This is a genomic window from Actinokineospora sp. UTMC 2448 (assembly GCF_024760565.1).
GTDB lineage: Bacteria > Actinomycetota > Actinomycetes > Mycobacteriales > Pseudonocardiaceae > Actinokineospora > Actinokineospora fastidiosa.
In genome coordinates this window covers 4,385,468-4,401,612 of sequence record NZ_CP031087.1, presented here as the reverse complement: position 1 = coordinate 4,401,612, position 16,145 = coordinate 4,385,468, and the positions used below count along the sequence as shown (strand labels likewise).

The following is a 16,145-nucleotide window of genomic DNA, read 5'->3' as shown; positions in this document are numbered from 1 at the left end:
GACCAGGCTAGGGAAATCCGCCCTATTACTGTGGCCGTGTGGGCGAACTGCACTCCGACTGCTCCCGGTGCCACGGGCTGTGCTGTGTCGCGCTCGCGTTCACCCGGTCCGCCGACTTCCCCGTCGACAAGCCCGCCGGGACGCCGTGCGGGAACCTGCTGGCCGATTTCCGCTGCGGCGTCCACGACCGCCTCCGCGACAACGGCTACGCCGGGTGCACCGTCTTCGAGTGCTTCGGCGCGGGCCAGCGCGTGTCGCAGGGCCCCGACTGGCGCGACGACCCCGCCGCCGCCGGCCCGATGTTCGCCCGGTTCGGCAAGGTCCGCGCCCTCCACGAACTCCTCTGGCATCTCGCCGAGGCGCTGGCCCTGCCCGGGACCGAGCCGGTGCGCGCCGACCTCGCCCGGATCCGGGACCAAGTGGACAAAGCGGCCGACGACCCCGACGTCGACGTCGACGCGCAGCGCTCGGCCGCGGTCGGGGTCCTCCGCGCGGCGGCCGACCTGGCCCGCGGCCGCGGCCCCGACCTCGCCGGAGCCGATCTGATCGGCCGCGACCTGCGCCGACGCGCTCTGAACGGCGCGTCCCTGCGCGGCGCGCTGCTGCTGGGCGCCGATCTGCGTGGCGCCGACCTCGCCGAGGCCGACCTCACCGGCGCCGACCTGCGCGGGGCGGACCTGCGCGGAGCGGATCTGTCCGGCGCGTTGTTCGTCACCCAGCCGCAGCTCACGGCCGCGGTGGGCGACGCGACGACGCTCCTGCCCGCCGCACGGACCCGCCCCGCGCACTGGCGCTAGGAGTGCGGGCAGGTGTCGCGGTACTCCGAGATCGTCGACTCCGCCGGGGCGGGGCAGAGGAACTGCTCGTAGCGGGTGTCGTTGTCGATGAACCGCTTGAGCCAGGAGATGCTGTACTTGGCGATGGTGACGTTCGGCGAGTTCGGCGCGTAGTGGCTCGCGTCGTTCAGCTCCAGGTACGCCTTGTCCAGCTCGGCGGGCGTCCCCTCGTAGAACGGCTCGGAGTGGCTGGCCACCGGGGCGACCCCGTCGTTCTCCGCGCCGACGACCAGCGTCGGGACCGCCATCCGCGACCACGTCTTGGTCGTGTGCCACCCGGTCAGCGGGATGGACGCCTGCAGCGACGGCCGGTCGTTCGCCGCCTCGATAGCGCCGCCGCCGCCCATCGAGTGCCCCATGACCCCGAGCCGCGTCGGATCGATGCGGTCGCGCAGGCTGCTGCCGGTCAGGTGGTCGAGCGCGGCCAGCAGCTGGTCGGCCCGCGCGCTGGGCTGGTCGTAGCGGCTCAGCGTGTCGATGGTGATCACCACGAAGCCCTGGGACGCGATGCGCGGGCCCAGCCACGCGATGCTCGACTGCGTCGCGGTGTACCCGGGGGAGATCGCGATGGCGCCGAACGTGCCCTGCGAGGTGTCGGTGGGGTAGTACACGGTGCCGCCGCCGAACCCGCGCGCCGCCGTCCGGGACACGGTGGACTGGGCGACCGCGAACGGCCCGCGCGAGGCCTCGATGCTCGACTCCGTGGGATCGGGTCCCCGCTCGTACGGGTTGTCCGAGGCATGGGCGGCGGATGTGCCCGCCGTCAGCCCGCCCACCAGCACCAGCGGCGCGAGAACGCGCATGGCGAAGCCCTTGCGTGCCATGGATTGTCTCCTGATCGGAGGGTGACCGGCCGCTTACCGACCGACGAGTAGCTAGATTGTTAGACGATCGAGGAAAGTCGGTCAAGAGGTTTGGCAAAAGGTGATCGGAACCGGGAAGTTGCAGGGTGCGAGGTGAATTCCGTCGCCCGTGCAACAACCGGGCCCGCCGGAGGCGTTTCCCGCCCGAATGATCCAGCCACGTTGGAGGGACCGTGCCCGATGGAGGGTTCGACGACTTCGTGGTGGAGCGCATCGACCGGCTGCTGCGCTACGCCACCGCCCTGTGCTGCGACCCGCACCTGGCGCAGGACATCGTCCAGGAGGTGCTGCTGCGCGCCCAGCGGCGCTGGTCGCGGATAGCCGCGACCGACGCGCCGTACCTGTACGTGAAGAAGATGGTCACCAACGAGTACCTGTCGTGGCGGCGCAGGCGCGCGGCGAGCGACGTCGCCGCCGCGCCCGAGGTGATGGCCGCGCTGTCGCCGTCGGTCGGCGACCGGACCGACGCCCACGCCGACCGCGACGCCATGCGCGCGCTCATCGCGATCCTGCCGCGCAAACAGCGCGCGGCCCTGGTGCTGCGCTACTACGAGGACTACTCCGACGCCGAGATCGCCCGCGTGCTGGGCTGCGCCGAGGTGACCGTCCGCTCCCAGATCTCCCGTGCCCTGCGCGCGCTGCGCGTGGCCGAACCCGCCCGAGAGGTGGTCCGGTGACCGAGGACGACATCCGAGCCGTGCTGGCGGACGAGGCGGCCCGGGCCGTGCCCGGGTCCGTCGTGGTCGAGCGCCTGCGCGCGCCCCGCAGGCGCCGCGGCGGACTGGCCGCCGCCGTGGCGGTCGCGGCGGCCGCGGCCGTGGCCGCGGTGAGCATCCCCCTGATGGCGGGCCGGGACGCGCCGGCGGCGCCCGTGGCCCCGGCCGCGCCCGCGCCCGCCCGGAACGTGGTGGTGATCGGGTCCGACGGCGGCCGCGCCGACTCGATCATGCTGGTCAGGGTCGACGCGGGCCGGGTCGCGGTGCTGTCGCTGCCGAGGGACGCGTGGGTCGACATCCCCGGCCACGGCATGGGCAAGCTGAACTCGGCGTACCTGTCCGGCCCCGAGGCCATGGTCGCCGCGGTGGAGCGGCTGACCGGCCAGCCGGTCGACCACTACGCCGCCGTGGAGATGGCGGGCTTCCAGCGGTTGGCCGACGCCGTCGGCGGGGTCGAGGTGTGCCTGCGGGCGCCGTCCGCCGACGGGTTCTCCGGGGCCGACTTCCCGGCCGGGCGGCAGAGCCTGTCCGGCGCGGCCGCCCTCGCCTTCGTGCGCCAGCGCCACGGCCTGCCCAACGGCGACCTCGACCGCGTCGTGCGCCAGCAGGTGTTCGCGCGGGCACTGGTCGACAAGCTGGTCACGACGGTCCTCACCGACCCCGGCCGCCGCGCCGAGCTGACCGCGCTCGTCGAGGACGTGGTCGACACCGACCCCGGCTGGAGCCCGGTGGCCATGGCCGCAGAGGCCACCGGCCCGGTCCGCGTCGCCACGATCCCGATCGCCGACGTCAACGGCACGGTGGGCGGCCTGGCCGTCCTGAAGGTCGACGCCGCCCAGGTCGCGGCGTTCACGGCGGAGTTCTTCGCGCCCGCCGGGTCCACGGCGCCGCCGTCCGGTCCGCCCGCGCCGGGCGGGGACGGCTGCGTGAACTAGAGGCTGAGGAGGCTCTGGGCACCGGTGAACACGCCGACCAGCACGAGCAGGACGGCGAACGCCGTGGAGAGCGTGTGGCCCGGCAGCCGCTCGGTGAGCCGCTTCCCCGCCAGGCACGCGATCACGGCGGTGATCGTGAACGGCGCGATGACCGCCCAGTCCACGTGCAGGTCGCCGACGCGGGCGCCGAAGGATGTCAGCGCGTTGAGCCCGATCACCAGCAGGGACGTGCCGATCGCGGTCGGCATCGGCATCTGCAGGACGATCACCAGCGCCGGGACGACCAGGAACCCGCCGCCCACGCCGAGGAAGCCGGTCAGGAAGCCGATCGGCGCGGCCACGGCCACCGCCTTCGCGCTCACCCGGGTGCGCACGGCCACGGCCTGCCGCGGTTCCCCGGCGTGGCGGCGGGTGTCGACCAGCATCGCGCCCGCCGCCAGCACGGTGACGGCCGCGAACGCCAGCAGCAGCACCGACTGGTCGACGTCGCGGTTCAGCGCGGTGCCCAGGACGGCGGCTGGCCCGCCGATCACCCCGAAGGCCACCGCGGTCCGCCAGTCGATGCTGCCGTCGCGGGCCCGCGCGGCCGCGCCCGCGAGCGCGGTCAGCCCGACGATGATCACGCTGCCGGTGGTGGCGTCCTGGCCGCTCTGCCCGAGCAGGTAGACCAGCACGGGCACGGTCAGCACGCCGCCGCCGCCCCCGAGGGCGCCCACGACGAGGCCGATCACCGCGCCCAGCGGCGCCGCCAGCAGGACCACCATCAGGCCCGCCGGGGGCGCAGCCGGTAGCCGGTCGCGGCGGGCAGGTCGGCGGTGACGCTGAACATGTCGCCGCGCACGACCGTGTGCCGCCACTCGACCGGCCTGCCGCCCGCGCAGCCGAGCCGGTCGATGGCCAGGGCGGCGACCTCGCCGTCGATGTCGAGCAGGGCGCGCTCGCCGGGGGTGGGGATGACGGCGCGGATGTGCTCCTGCCCGCCGGTCAGGTGCACGCCGCAGAGCGCGGCGTACTGCTCGTACAGGGCGGTGCGGGTGAAGTCGACGTCCAGCAGCGGGGCGGCGAGGTCGGCGGGCAGCCAGGCCCGGTCGACGGCCAGCGGCTCGTCGCCCGCCAGCCGCAGCCGCTCCAGGTAGACCAGCGGCGTGGACTCCTCCAGGCCGAGGCGGGCGGCGACCACGCCGTCGGCGCGGGTGTCGAGGACGTGGACGACGCTGCGCTGCGGCACGCCGGTGGCCTCGACGGCGGCGAACAGGCTGTAGAGCGTGCCCAGGGACTGCTCGATGCCGGGGGAGGGCAGCAGCCGGGGCGCGCGCCCGCGGGCGGCGGTCACCGTCCCCTCGCCGCGCAAGCGCGCGAGTGCCTGGCGGACGGTGTGCCTGCTTACCTGGTACTGCTCGGCGATCGACAGCTCGCCGGGGAACCCGTCGGCGAACTCGCCGTCGGCCAGCCGTCCGCGCAGGTCGGCGAGCAGCTGGGCCCAGAGGGGCTCGCCGGAGTCGCGCCGCAGCGGTGTCGCACCCATGCTCTCATCCTTTGAGATCGCTGCCGCCTAATGTACGGTCATTATGGAAGAGCGGGCAAGCGGAGGTGACGCAGTGGGCCTCAGCGTCGAGGTCGTGGAGACCACCGAGTTGGGCGACCGCAGCTACGTCGCGCACGACGGCGCGGTGGCCGTGGTGGTCGACCCCCAGCGCGACATCGACCGCGTAGAGGCGGTGCTGGCCCGGCACGGCCTGCGGTGCGTGCTGGTCGTGGAGACCCACATCCACAACGACTACGTGACCGGCGGCCACGAGCTGGCCCGCCGCACGGGCGCGGCGTACCTGGTCGCGGCGGGCGACGACGTCTCCTTCGACCGCGACGCGGTCTCCGACGGGGACGTGCGCACCGCCGGTTCGCTCACCGTGCGCGTGGTCGCCACCCCCGGGCACACCGACCACCATCTGTCCTATGTGGTGAGTCGCGGGGCGGAGTCGGCGGTCTTCACCGGCGGGTCACTGCTGTTCGGCGGGGTCGGCCGCACGGACCTGGTGGACCCGGACCGCACGGAGGAGCTGGCCCGCGCGCAGTTCCGCTCGGCCCGCAGGCTGGCCGCCGAACTCGGCGACGACGTGCCGGTCTACCCCACGCACGGCTTCGGCAGCTTCTGCTCGTCCGGATCGGCCGCCGCGGGCGCGTCCAGCACGATCGGCGACGAGCGCCGCCGCAACGACGCCCTGGTCGAGCAGGACGAGGACGCGTTCGTCACCAAGCTGGTCGCGGGCCTGACGGCATACCCGAGCTACTACGCCCACATGAGCGCGCTCAACCGGCAGGGCCCCGGTGCGCCCGACCTCTCGCCGCCGGAACCGGTCGACCCCGACGAGCTGCGCAGGCGCATCCGCGCGGGGGAGTGGGTCGTCGACCTGCGCGACCGGACCGCGTACGCCGCCGAGCACGTCGGCGGCACCATCAGCATCGCGCTCGGCGACCGGTTCAGCACGTACCTGGGCTGGCTGATCCCCTGGGGCAGCCCGCTCACGCTGATCGGCGAGACCGCCGACCAGGTCGCCGACGCCCAGCGCCAACTGGTCCGCATCGGCGTCGACCGGATCGCGGGCGCGGCCGTCGGCGCACCGTCCGAGCTGGCCAAGCCCGAGGAGGTCCGGACGTACCCGACCGCCACGTTCGCCGACCTCGCCCGGGCCCGCGCCGACGCCGGGGTCCACGTCATCGACGTGCGCCGCGAGGACGAGCGCGCGGCGGGCCACGTCCCCGGCTCGACGCACATCCCGCTGCACTCGCTGCTCGACCGCCTCGGCGAGGTGCCGCGGGGGAGGCTGTGGGTGCACTGCGCGGCGGGCACGCGCGCGGCCATCGCCGCCAGCCTGCTCGCCCGCGCGGGCCACGACGTCGTCCTGGTCGACGACGACTTCGCCGCGAACTCCCACCGGTTCGGCTAGAACGGCACACCGTGGTCGCTGGCGGCGCGGATCAGCCGGGCGATGCGGGCCAGCCGCGACTCCGGCTCGGGCTCCGGCTCGTCGGCCCGGGGCTCCGGCGCCGTGTCCTGGTCGACCGTGTCCGCGCTCACCCGGCCAGTCGAGCACCGGCCGACTCGGGCGGCAAGTGGTCCCGCGATGCGGGACGGTCCCTCACGCGCGGCCGCGCAGCATCAGGTTCCAGTACAGGGCGGGCAGGCCGTACCGCTTGAGGTACCACATGTCGCGCCGTTCCCTGATCGTGTCGATGAACGGGATCGACGGCGTCGGCGTCATCGAGTAGTCGAACTCCGCGAGCAGCATGGTCCGGCGGGACGTGGTGAGCGGGCAGGACGCGTAGCCGTCGTACCGGGCGCTCGGCGGGCGGCCCGCCATGGCGTCGAGCAGGTTGGCGGCCACCACCGGCGCCTGCTTGCGGACCGCGGCGCCGGTCTTGGAGTTCGGGCTGGACCCGGCGTCGCCGAGGGCGAACACCTCGGGGTGGCGGACGTGGCGCAGGGTGTGCCGGTCGATCTCCACGTACCCGTCCGGACCGGCGAGCGCGGACCGCTTCACCCAGTCCGGCGCGCTCTGCGGCGGGACCACGTGCAGCAGGTCGTACTCCAGGACGCTCTCGGCCTCCGGACCGGCGACCCGCGCCTTGCGGGCGTCGGCGTCGACCTCGACGAGCTCGCTCCGGAAGTGCACCCTGATGCCGTAGCGCCGCACCACGCCGTCGAGGACGCGCGCGAACTCCCTGACCCCGAAGACCGTGGGCGTCGGCAGCACCAGGTGCACGTCGATCTTGTCGAGCACGCCCTGCTCGCGCCAGTAGTCCGCGGCCAGATAGGCGATCTTCTGCGGCGCGCCCCCGCATTTGATCGGCCCCGACGGCATGGTGAACACCGCGGCGCCCGACCGCAGTCCCTTGATGTACCTCCAGGTCGCGGGCGCGAGGTCGTAGCGGTAGTTGCTGGACACGCCCGCGAGCCCCAGCGTCGGCTCCAGACCGGGGATCGCGCCCCAGTCGAGCTGGATGCCCGGGCACAGCACCAGGTACTCGTAGCCGACCGCGGACCCGTCGTCGAGGGTGACCTCGCGGGTGTCCGGGTCGACGCCCACCGCTGCCTGCCGGACCCAGGTCACCCCCTTCGGCACCACGGACGCCTGCGGTCGGGCGCTGCTGTGCGCGGGCGCGAGACCACCGCCGACGAGCGTCCACAGCGGCTGGTAGTAGTGCGTGCCCGATGGGTCGATCACCACGACGTCGCGCTGGCCTGCCCGCCGCAGCCGCGCCGCGACCGAGATCCCCGCGCTGCCACCCCCGACGATCACGATCCGGTGCCGCCAGTCCGCCACATCCGCCTCCCGACTGAAATGTACGGACATATTACTGTCCCATAATGTGGGCGATCAAGGGCGGTACTAGGGTCGGCGGGGTGAGGTGGGCGGCAATCGTCCTGGCGGGCGGACGCGGGAGCAGGCTCGGCGGCATCGATAAGCCCGCCCTGGTCATCGGCGGGATGACCCTGCTCGACCGGGCCGTCGCCGCCGTCGAGGGCGCGGACCCGGTGATCGTCGTGGGCCCGCGCAGGCACACCGCCCGCCCGGTCGTCTGGACCCGCGAGGTCGAGCCCGGCAGCGGACCGGTCGCCGCGCTGGCCGCCGGTCTGTCGGCCGTGGACACCGCCGGCACCGTCCCGGCGCTCGATGACACCGCGCCTGATATGCCTGCGCGCGACATTCCGGCACCCGAAGTCGTCGTGCTGCTTGCCGCCGACCTGCCCGCCGTGGACTGCGCCACAGTGCGCCGTGTGCGCGACGCGGTGGGGGAGACCGGGGCCGTGCTGGTCGACACCGAAGGCCGCGACCAGTGGCTGCTGAGCGCGTGGCGCGTCGACGTCCTGCGTGCCGCCGTCGAGCGCTCCGGGCGCGGCCTCTACGCCGTCCTCGGCCCGCTGGCGCCTGTGCGCGTGCCCGATCCCGGCGGCGCGTCGTCCGATCTGGACACCCCGGCCGACCTCGACCGGTGGCGCTAGCCGGACCCGCGTTTCACAGGGCTCATACCGGTGGTGGGGTTGGCTGTCCTGGTATCCCGCCACAGGAGGAACGCCGGTGACCGAGCCGACCACGCCCGCCCACGACGCCCAGGTGCTGGAGCGCACCGTGTTCGAGGTCAAGCGCGTCATCGTCGGGCAGGACCGGCTGGTGGAACGCGTCCTCGTCGGGCTGCTCGCCAAGGGCCACCTGCTGCTCGAGGGCGTCCCCGGGGTGGCAAAGACGCTGGCCGTGGAGACCTTCGCCAAGGTCGTCGGCGGGTCGTTCTCCCGCGTGCAGTTCACCCCCGACCTCGTGCCCGCCGACATCCTCGGCACCCGCATCTACCGCCAGGGCACCGAGCGCTTCGACGTCGAGCTGGGCCCGGTCGTGGCCAACTTCGTGCTCGCCGACGAGATCAACCGCGCGCCCGCCAAGGTGCAGTCGGCGATGCTGGAGGTCATGGCCGAGCGGCACGTGTCCATCGGCGGCCAGACCTTCCCGATGCCCGACCCGTTCCTGGTGCTGGCCACCCAGAACCCGATCGAGAACGAAGGCGTCTACCCGCTGCCCGAGGCCCAGCGCGACCGGTTCCTCTTCAAGATCATCGTCGAGTACCCGACGGCCGAGGAGGAGCGCGAGATCGTCTACCGGATGGGCGTCGAGCCCCCGGTGCCCGACCAGGTGCTCAGCCCGGAGGAGCTGATCCGGCTGCAGAAGGTCGCCTCCCGGGTCTTCGTCCACCACGCGCTCGTCGACTACACCGTCCGGCTGGTGCTGGCCACCCGCACCCCGGCCGAGCACGGCCTCGCCGACGTCGCGGGCTGGATCGCCTACGGCGCGTCCCCGCGCGCCAGCCTCGGCATCATCGCCGCGGCCCGGGCGCTGGCCCTGGTCCGCGGCCGCGACTACGTGCTGCCCCAGGACGTGGTCGACGTGGTGCCGGACGTGCTGCGCCACCGCCTGGTGCTCAGCTACGACGCCCTCGCCGACGGCGTCCCCGTCGACCACATGGTCACCCGCGTGCTGCAGACCGTCCCGCTGCCGCAGGTCTCGGCCCGGCCGCAGGTGCCAGCGGGCAGGCCGTGACCCGCGGCGAACGACCCGGCTGGGCGCCGCCCATCCTGCGCGGCGACCGGATGGAGGCCGGGCTGCGGCTGCTGGAGATCGACGTCCGCCGCAGGCTCGACGGCCTGCTGCAGGGCAACCACCTCGGCCTGGTGCCCGGCCCCGGCTCCGAGCCCGGCGAGGCCCGGCCGTACCAGCCCGGCGACGACGTGCGCCGCATGGACTGGGCCGTCACCGCCCGCACGACCACCCCGCACATCCGGGAGACCGTCGCCGACCGCGAGCTGGAGACGTGGCTGGTGGTCGACCTCTCGGCGTCGCTGGACTTCGGCACGGCCGCCTGCGAGAAGCGCGACCTCGCGGTGGCCGCCGTCGCCGCCATCACGCACCTGACGCGCGGCGGCGGCAACCGCGTCGGCGCGCTCATCGCGACCGGCGAGCGGACCGCCCGCGTGCCCGCGCGCGGCGGCCTCGCCCACGCCCGCGGCCTGGTGCGCCGGGTGGCCGAGACGCCGAGCCCGCCCGAGGGGGTGCGCGGCGACCTCGCCGCCGCCATCGACCAGCTGCGCCGCCCGCCGCGCCGCCGCGGCCTGGCCGTCGTGGTCTCGGACTTCCTGGGCGACACCGACTGGCAGCGCCCGCTGCGCGCGTTGTCGCTGCGCCACGAGCTGGTCGCCGTCGAGATCGTCGACCCGCGCGACACGGAGCTGCCCGACGTCGGCACCGTCGTGCTGGCCGACCCGGAGACCGGCCGCCAGCGCGAGGTGACGGCGACGCCCTTGCTGCGCAAGGAGTTCGCCGCCGCCGCGGCGCAGCACCGGTCCACTGTGGCCGCCTGCCTGCGCCGCGCGGGCGCGGCCCACCTGACGCTGCGCACGGACTCGGACTGGATCGCCGACACCGTGCGGTTCGTCGTGTCCCGCAAGCGCCGCTGGTCGGGAGGTGTGGCGTGACCCTGAGCCTGAGCGGGTTCACCGCGCCGTGGTGGTTCCTGCTGCTGCTGGCCGTCGCCGCGCTGGTGGTCGGCTATCTGCTGGTGCAGCGCTCGCGCCGCCGCCGGGTCATGCGGTTCACCAACCTGGAGCTGCTGGAGCGCGTCGCGCCGAGGCGGCAGGGCTGGGTGCGGCACGTGCCCGCGGTCGGCCTGGTGATCGCCCTGATGCTGCTCACGACCGCGATGGCGGGCCCGACCGCCGAACAGCGCGTGCCGCGCAACCGGGCGACCGTCGTGCTGGTGATCGACGTGTCGCTGTCCATGGAGGCGACCGACGTGCCGCCGTCGCGGCTCAAGGCAGCGCAGGAGGCGGCGCGCACGTTCGTCCAGGGCCTGACGCCCGGGGTGAACCTGGGCCTGATCAGCTTCGCGGGCACGGCGACGGTCCTGGTGGCCCCGACGACCGAGCGCGCGGCCGTGGTCAACTCCATCGACAACCTCAAGCTCGCCCAGTCCACCGCGACCGGCGAGGCGATCTTCGCGGCCATGCAGTCGATCGAGAGCTTCTCATCGGTGGTCGGCGGCCCCGACGGACCGCCGCCCGCGCGCATCGTGCTGATGTCGGACGGGAAGCAGACGATCCCGACGGAGTTCGAGGACGACCCCCGGGGCTCGTTCACCGCGGCCCGTGCGGCGAAGGACAAGGGCATCCCGATCACCACGATCTCCTTCGGCACGATGCAGGGCACCGTCGAGATCGAGGGCCGCGTGCAGTCGGTCGAGGTCGACGACGACGCCATGCGCGAGATAGCCCGGCTCTCCGGCGGCGATTTCTACACCGCCGCCACCGCCGAGCAGCTGCGCAGCGTATACGACACCCTCGGCGAACAGATCGGATATGAGATCAAGTTCACCGACGCGAGCAGACCGTGGCTCATCATGGGCACATTGTTGGCAGTATTGGCGGCGGCGATGTCGTTGGTCGTCGGGCAGCGGCTTCCGTAGGTTCCACAGTTAACAGGGCCTTTCCGTCGCCCTCTGTCAACCCGCTGACCTGCTGGGATGGTCGAATTCCGGTTCCTACCTGCGCGTTAACAGTCGAGTCGGCAAACCGGTAAACACCGGCACTTGTGCGGGCGTGCGCCGCTGCGGTGGTATTCGAGGCGTCGGTCGGTTGCGAGAAAGATTCGCAGACGGCGGGAAACGCCGTTCCCGTCATCGCGGGACCGATCGAAACCCTGCACCCAACGCATGGAGAACTCGTGAAACGCACTCTCGTCGCGGTGGCCCTGCTCACCGTCGCGGGCGCTTCCGTCGCCGCACTCCCGGCACTCGCCGCCGCCCCCGCCGACCCCGCCGCCGCCGCGTCGCCGGGGATGCTCGCCGCCATGGAGCGCGACCTCGGCCTGTCGAAGGACGCCGCGCTCGCCCGGATCGCCGCCGAGGACAAGGCCGCCAGGACCGAGGACAGGCTGCGCGCCACCCTGTCCGACGCCTTCGGCGGCTCCTGGTTCGACGCCGCGTCCGGCACGCTCGTCGTCGGTGTCACCGACGCGGGCAAGGCGTCCGCCGTCCGCGCCGACGGCGCCCGCGCCGCCGTCGTCCGGCACAGCGCCCGCAAGCTCGACGCGACCGCCGACACCCTGGACCGCTCGCTCGCCGCCGCCCCGGCGGGTGTCACCGGCTGGTACGTCGACGTGCAGCGGAACACCGTCACCGTCACCGCCGCCCCGGGCGCCACCGCCCAAGCGAAGTCCTTCGTGGCCCGCGCGGGCGCCGACCGCGCCGCGGTCACGGTCGTGGAGTCGGCCGAGACCCCGCGCACCCTCTACAACCTCTACGGCGGCGACGCCTACTACATGGGCAGCGGCGGCCGCTGCTCCGTCGGCTTCTCCGTGCAGGGCGGCTACGTGACGGCGGGCCACTGCGGCCGGGTCGGCACCTCGACCACCGGCTCCAACCGCGTCGCCCAGGGCACCTTCCGCGGCTCGTCCTTCCCCGGCGACGACCTCGCCGTGGTGGCCGTGAACTCGTCGTGGACCCCGCAGGGCATGGTCAACCGCTACGACGGCTACGGCGTGTCGGTGCGCGGCTCGCAGGAGGCCCCGGTGGGCTCGTCGGTCTGCCGGTCGGGCTCGACCACGGGCTGGCACTGCGGCACCATCCAGTCGAAGAACCAGACCGTCCGCTACGCCGAGGGCGCCGTCTACGGCCTCACCCGCACGTCGGTCTGCGCCGAACCCGGCGACTCGGGCGGCTCGTTCATCAGCGGAAACCAAGCCCAGGGCGTCACCTCCGGCGGCTCAGGCGACTGCACGTCGGGCGGCACCACGTACTTCCAGCCCGTCAACGAGATCCTCAACCGCTACGGCCTGACCCTGGTCACCCGCTAGCCCCAGGGCGCCGCCCCCTCCGGGGCGGCGCCCTCTCCTACTCCCCGATCACCGGCGGCGCTGTCACCTGGTCGGTCCCGAACAGCCCCTCCGGGTCGGTCTCGACCAGGAAACTGGCCCGTTCGTGCTCGCTATCCTCGCCGCCCTGTCCGCGAACGCCTCCCATGCCTGGACCGCCCGCGATGCCCCCGCGGGCTCCGGCCGCACCCGGCCCGGCTCCGCCTCTCGGTCCGAACCCGCCCTGCTGGCCAGGGACCGGCTGCCCGCCGACCGCGCCGAGTCCGGCCACTCTGCCCGGTCCTCCGAGTCCGGCCGCCCGGCCCGGCGCACCGGGCCCGGCCGTGCCTCCCGACCCAGCAAGCCGCCCGCGGCCGTCGGGACCTTGACCACCACGACCTGCCCCGCGATCACCCGGCCCGCCGTGCCAGGGGCCGACCGGACCGACCGGACCCACCGGGTCAGCGGGCGGAAGCGCGCCGGGCCCCGGATAAGGCCCGCCGGGCAGGCTGGGCCGCCCACCCGGCCCGGTGATGCCGGACGCCCCGGTCCCGCTCTCACTCGGCGGCACGGCCGGATCGCGGGGCAGCGGGTGCCCACCGCCTTCGCCACCCGCCCCGCCGTGCCCTGACCCGAGCCCACCGGAGCCATCGCCACGACGCCCGCCGCCCCCGCCCCTCGGATCGTCCTCCGGCGGTTCGGCCCTGGGTGGCTGCGCGGTCGCAGGCGGAGCGAAAGCGGGCGCGGTCGTCGCACTGGCCGCCAGGGTCTGGTCATACCACCGGACCACCGCCGCAGCCTCCCGATGCGCCGCCTCCTGGGCCGCGGCGGCCCGTTGGTTGGCGGCCGCCTGCTGGTTGTACTGCGCGGGGTCGGTGATCTCCTGCAACTGCGCCGCGGCGGTCACCGGGTCATAGGGCGGTTGAGGCGGCGGCGGAACACTGGACCGCGCCCGAGACAGCGCGAAGGACTGCTGGCCCATGACGGTGCCCGCCAACTGCGACGCCTGCCCCGCCTGCCCGGCCTTGTTGGCCATCTCCGCAACCGCTTGCCGCGCCTTCCGCGCGGCCTCCCCGCTCCATGCGGACTCGCTGTCGGCGATCGCCCCGGCGACAGTGTCACCGAAGCCGGTGAGCTCGTTGCCGAGCCGCACCCAGAGATTCCCCGTCGCCTCGACCGAGCCGGGATCCACTCCATTGTGGACCGAGTCGTAGAGCTCCTGGTGTGGGATGCCCTCGTAGTGGACGGCGGGAGCACCAGGGGGCTGACGGGTCATGGTGTTCCGAGCGAGCGCCTCGGCCTGGGCGTCAACGTGGGCGGGCGTCTTGTCGTGCGCTTCCAGCTCGGCGAACAGCGGACCGAAGAACGGCCCGTACTTCGCCAGTCCCTCCATCGTCAGCCGCTGTCGGATCTCCTCGACGGTCAGCACCCGACCGTGGTCCTTGATCCCGTACTGGTTCTTCGTCGCCTGGATGTACGGCTGCCACTCCCCGGTCATCCGGCCCCCTCACGACTCCGGAAGGTTCTTCTCGACAAGTTCGGCGGTTCGCTCCGCCAGCGCGCACGATTCCTCGACGTTCCCTTGGCGGTCGACGGCGCTCACATCCACCCGCGAGGATTCCGAGACGCCGAGGAACACGGTGCAGGCGCTCGTCGCGGTGTTGCCCCAGATCTTCGCCTCATGGGAACCGACGGTGATGCTGCGCAACCCTTCGCCCGCCGGAACACCGTCGAGGCCGGTGTTCGTGCGGATCAGCGCTCCCGTGTTGCCCGCTTTCGTGACCAGGCGGCAGGCGCGCCCGGTGCCGACCTGCCGTTCCCCCTCGTTCTCGGTCACCTCGAGCTCCCGCTCGTCGGCTTCGGTGAAGAGGTCGCACGGACTCATAGAAGCCAGTGACGGGGCGGCGGACTCACTGGTGGGAGTCGGGTCGCTCGTCCGCTCGGGGACTGAGGACCCGGGAGGAGCGGGAACGGGCTGGCCCGCTGACGGAGGGCCCGCACACCCCGCCAAGGTGACGACGAGCGCCCCTGACGCGGCGACGGCCAGTGCCAGTTTGCTGACGAGTGCGTTCACGTCGATCCTGTTCAGCTCTCAACGCTCTTGATGTTCTGGGCGCTGGTTTCGTCTTGGGTCCGATATTCGGTGACCGTTGCCTTCAGCGATTCCTCGATACTCGCCAGGTCTTGTTGAAGGGACTGGAGGAAGGGGAGGAAGCCCTGTACGGGGTCCGTGGCCACCGACGCCATGAACGGCCGGTAGACCTGCGCTGCGGGTGTCTGGCCCAACGACGGTTCGAATGCGAGGTCTTGGGCTTCCAACAGCATGCCATTCACCCTGTCCTGCATTCGCGTCACCGCGTCCAACAGGACCTGCGCTCCCGGACCGGTGAAGGTGAAGCCTTGGCTGGAGGCCACGGCCAGGTCAACGGCGACTTGGCGCATCCCGTGGATTTCGAACATGGAGTTCCCCCTCGGTTCCGGGGTGGACTGTAGCAGTGAGTGATGGAGTGGTCGCTGGATCGGACGAAGTCTGCGGCGAGGTGGTTCTCGTCCGGTCAGGTGAACTTTGTGAGGGATCGAGCGATCAGGTGGCTGATACGGGCCTGGTCGGCGGGGGTGTAGGTGGTGTGGAGGGCGCCGTCGGGGGAGGGGGTGGTGGTGACGGCGTGTCTGCCCGCATCGGTGTCGAGCCAGGAGATGGAGTCGGGTGGGAGGCGTGGAGTCGTTGTGCTGATGAGGAAACTGCCGCCGCCCAGGCGGGGGCGGGACAGCAGGGCCTGGGCTGCGCGACTGGCCGGATCGACGGCGGAGGGGGCCGCTCGGAGATAGGTGTGGGCGGCGGGTTCGCGGCCGGTGGTGAAGGTGATGGAACCGCCCGGACCGGGGCGCAGGGCCGGGAGGAGGCCGACGGCGGCGCGGGGAGCGCCTTCGGCCGTCACGGGTGTGTAGGCGATGCGGGATTCGCTTTGTACGGCGAGGATTGCTCGCTTTCCGTGGACGGCGACGGCCGCGATGATCGGCCTGCGGTCCGCCATCCCGGTGGTGGCGATGGTCGTCGGAGCGGTCGCGAATGTGGTGAGGGTTTCTTCAAGTTCGGCGGTGAAGCGCGTGCCGCTGATGAGACCGCGCGCTTCCAACGCGGTCTTGACGGCGGCGAAACGCGCTTCCCGGCCGAGTCCGCCGAAGCATGGGGTGGTGAACGGGAATCGCCACAGGGTGACGCCGAGTGCGGCGCCGATGGCGTCCAGTTCCGCGAACGAGCAGTCCAGTCGAGCCACCGAATGATCATGTCAGCCCGTTCGCGCGGGACGCGGGAGATTCACCTGGACGGGTGGGTTGACCGTTTTCCCTCCGGCCAAAGAGTTGACAGTTCTTCGACATTCATTCCCTTCGCGCCCGACAT

The 16,145-nt window shown here is 73.0% G+C and carries 18 protein-coding genes; 9 read left to right on the top strand and 9 right to left on the bottom strand.

Annotation, left to right across the window (positions count from 1 at the left end; genetic code table 11):
- Nucleotides 1-38 precede the first annotated feature (38 nt).
- The gene (locus tag Actkin_RS20005) at nt 39-797 is read left to right on the top strand and encodes a pentapeptide repeat-containing protein (RefSeq protein ID WP_258903782.1); all 759 of its coding nucleotides are present in this window, start codon (nt 39-41) and stop codon (nt 795-797) included.
- Here Actkin_RS20005 and Actkin_RS20000 read toward each other — a convergent pair.
- Nucleotides 794-1,660: an alpha/beta hydrolase family protein gene (locus Actkin_RS20000; RefSeq protein ID WP_396122770.1), complete on the bottom strand. Its 867-nt coding sequence runs from the start codon at nt 1,658-1,660 to the stop codon at nt 794-796. The genes Actkin_RS20005 and Actkin_RS20000 overlap by 4 nt on opposite strands.
- Nucleotides 1,661-1,872: 212 nt before the next feature.
- Between Actkin_RS20000 and Actkin_RS19995 the strand changes: the two genes are divergently transcribed.
- A complete protein-coding gene (locus tag Actkin_RS19995; RefSeq protein ID WP_258903781.1) occupies nt 1,873-2,376 on the top strand; it encodes a SigE family RNA polymerase sigma factor in 504 nt (167 codons plus the stop codon).
- Nucleotides 2,373-3,350, top strand: coding sequence for an LCP family protein (locus tag Actkin_RS19990; protein ID WP_258903780.1), 978 nt, complete (start codon nt 2,373-2,375; stop codon nt 3,348-3,350). Before Actkin_RS19995 ends, Actkin_RS19990 begins: the two co-directional genes overlap by 4 nt.
- Here Actkin_RS19990 and Actkin_RS19985 read toward each other — a convergent pair.
- Together Actkin_RS19985 and Actkin_RS19980 are read right to left on the bottom strand one after the other, a co-directional pair.
- On the bottom strand, nt 3,347-4,114 hold the full coding sequence (locus tag Actkin_RS19985) for a sulfite exporter TauE/SafE family protein (protein WP_258903779.1): 768 nt from the start codon (nt 4,112-4,114) through the stop codon (nt 3,347-3,349). The two genes, Actkin_RS19990 and Actkin_RS19985, sit on opposite strands and share 4 nt — an antisense overlap.
- Nucleotides 4,114-4,875: a GntR family transcriptional regulator gene (locus Actkin_RS19980; RefSeq protein WP_258903778.1), complete on the bottom strand. Its 762-nt coding sequence runs from the start codon at nt 4,873-4,875 to the stop codon at nt 4,114-4,116. The genes Actkin_RS19985 and Actkin_RS19980 overlap by 1 nt, the downstream gene beginning before the upstream one ends.
- A 73-nt stretch (nt 4,876-4,948) precedes the next feature.
- Here Actkin_RS19980 and Actkin_RS19975 point away from each other — a divergent pair, with 73 nt between their 5' ends.
- Nucleotides 4,949-6,295, top strand: a complete 1,347-nt coding sequence (locus Actkin_RS19975) for an MBL fold metallo-hydrolase (RefSeq protein WP_258903777.1) — start codon at nt 4,949-4,951, stop codon at nt 6,293-6,295.
- On the opposite strand, the gene Actkin_RS19970 is transcribed toward Actkin_RS19975, so the two are convergent.
- A complete protein-coding gene (locus Actkin_RS19970; protein ID WP_258903776.1) occupies nt 6,292-6,426 on the bottom strand; it encodes a hypothetical protein in 135 nt (44 codons plus the stop codon). The two genes, Actkin_RS19975 and Actkin_RS19970, sit on opposite strands and share 4 nt — an antisense overlap.
- A gap of 61 nt (nt 6,427-6,487) precedes the next feature.
- Entirely contained in the window at nt 6,488-7,672 is a 1,185-nt protein-coding gene (locus Actkin_RS19965) for an NAD(P)/FAD-dependent oxidoreductase (protein WP_258903775.1), read from the bottom strand.
- A gap of 80 nt (nt 7,673-7,752) precedes the next feature.
- Here Actkin_RS19965 and Actkin_RS19960 point away from each other — a divergent pair, with 80 nt between their 5' ends.
- From Actkin_RS19960 to Actkin_RS19940, 5 genes are all read left to right on the top strand, one after another.
- Nucleotides 7,753-8,352: a molybdenum cofactor guanylyltransferase gene (locus Actkin_RS19960; RefSeq protein ID WP_258903774.1), complete on the top strand. Its 600-nt coding sequence runs from the start codon at nt 7,753-7,755 to the stop codon at nt 8,350-8,352.
- Nucleotides 8,353-8,428: 76 nt separating this feature from the next.
- Nucleotides 8,429-9,439: an AAA family ATPase gene (locus Actkin_RS19955; protein ID WP_189211032.1), complete on the top strand. Its 1,011-nt coding sequence runs from the start codon at nt 8,429-8,431 to the stop codon at nt 9,437-9,439.
- A gap of 50 nt (nt 9,440-9,489) precedes the next feature.
- The gene (locus Actkin_RS19950; protein WP_189211806.1) at nt 9,490-10,371 is read left to right on the top strand and encodes a DUF58 domain-containing protein; all 882 of its coding nucleotides are present in this window, start codon (nt 9,490-9,492) and stop codon (nt 10,369-10,371) included.
- 2 nt (nt 10,372-10,373) lie between these two features.
- Nucleotides 10,374-11,357, top strand: coding sequence for a VWA domain-containing protein (locus Actkin_RS19945; RefSeq protein ID WP_189211805.1), 984 nt, complete (start codon nt 10,374-10,376; stop codon nt 11,355-11,357).
- 257 nt (nt 11,358-11,614) lie between these two features.
- Nucleotides 11,615-12,745 (top strand): S1 family peptidase, encoded by a 1,131-nt coding sequence (locus Actkin_RS19940; RefSeq protein WP_258903772.1) that lies wholly within the window; start codon nt 11,615-11,617, stop codon nt 12,743-12,745.
- Nucleotides 12,746-12,782: 37 nt separating this feature from the next.
- On the opposite strand, the gene Actkin_RS19935 is transcribed toward Actkin_RS19940, so the two are convergent.
- The 4 genes from Actkin_RS19935 to Actkin_RS19920 form a co-directional block, all read right to left on the bottom strand.
- A complete protein-coding gene (locus tag Actkin_RS19935; protein ID WP_258903771.1) occupies nt 12,783-14,171 on the bottom strand; it encodes a hypothetical protein in 1,389 nt (462 codons plus the stop codon).
- Nucleotides 14,172-14,249: 78 nt separating this feature from the next.
- Nucleotides 14,250-14,816, bottom strand: coding sequence for a DUF3558 domain-containing protein (locus Actkin_RS19930; RefSeq protein ID WP_258903769.1), 567 nt, complete (start codon nt 14,814-14,816; stop codon nt 14,250-14,252).
- 11 nt (nt 14,817-14,827) lie between these two features.
- A complete protein-coding gene (locus Actkin_RS19925) occupies nt 14,828-15,202 on the bottom strand; it encodes a hypothetical protein (protein WP_258903768.1) in 375 nt (124 codons plus the stop codon).
- A 95-nt stretch (nt 15,203-15,297) separates the two neighbouring features.
- Entirely contained in the window at nt 15,298-16,020 is a 723-nt protein-coding gene (locus Actkin_RS19920) for an ESX secretion-associated protein EspG (protein WP_258903767.1), read from the bottom strand.
- Between the last annotated feature and the right edge of the window lie 125 nt (nt 16,021-16,145).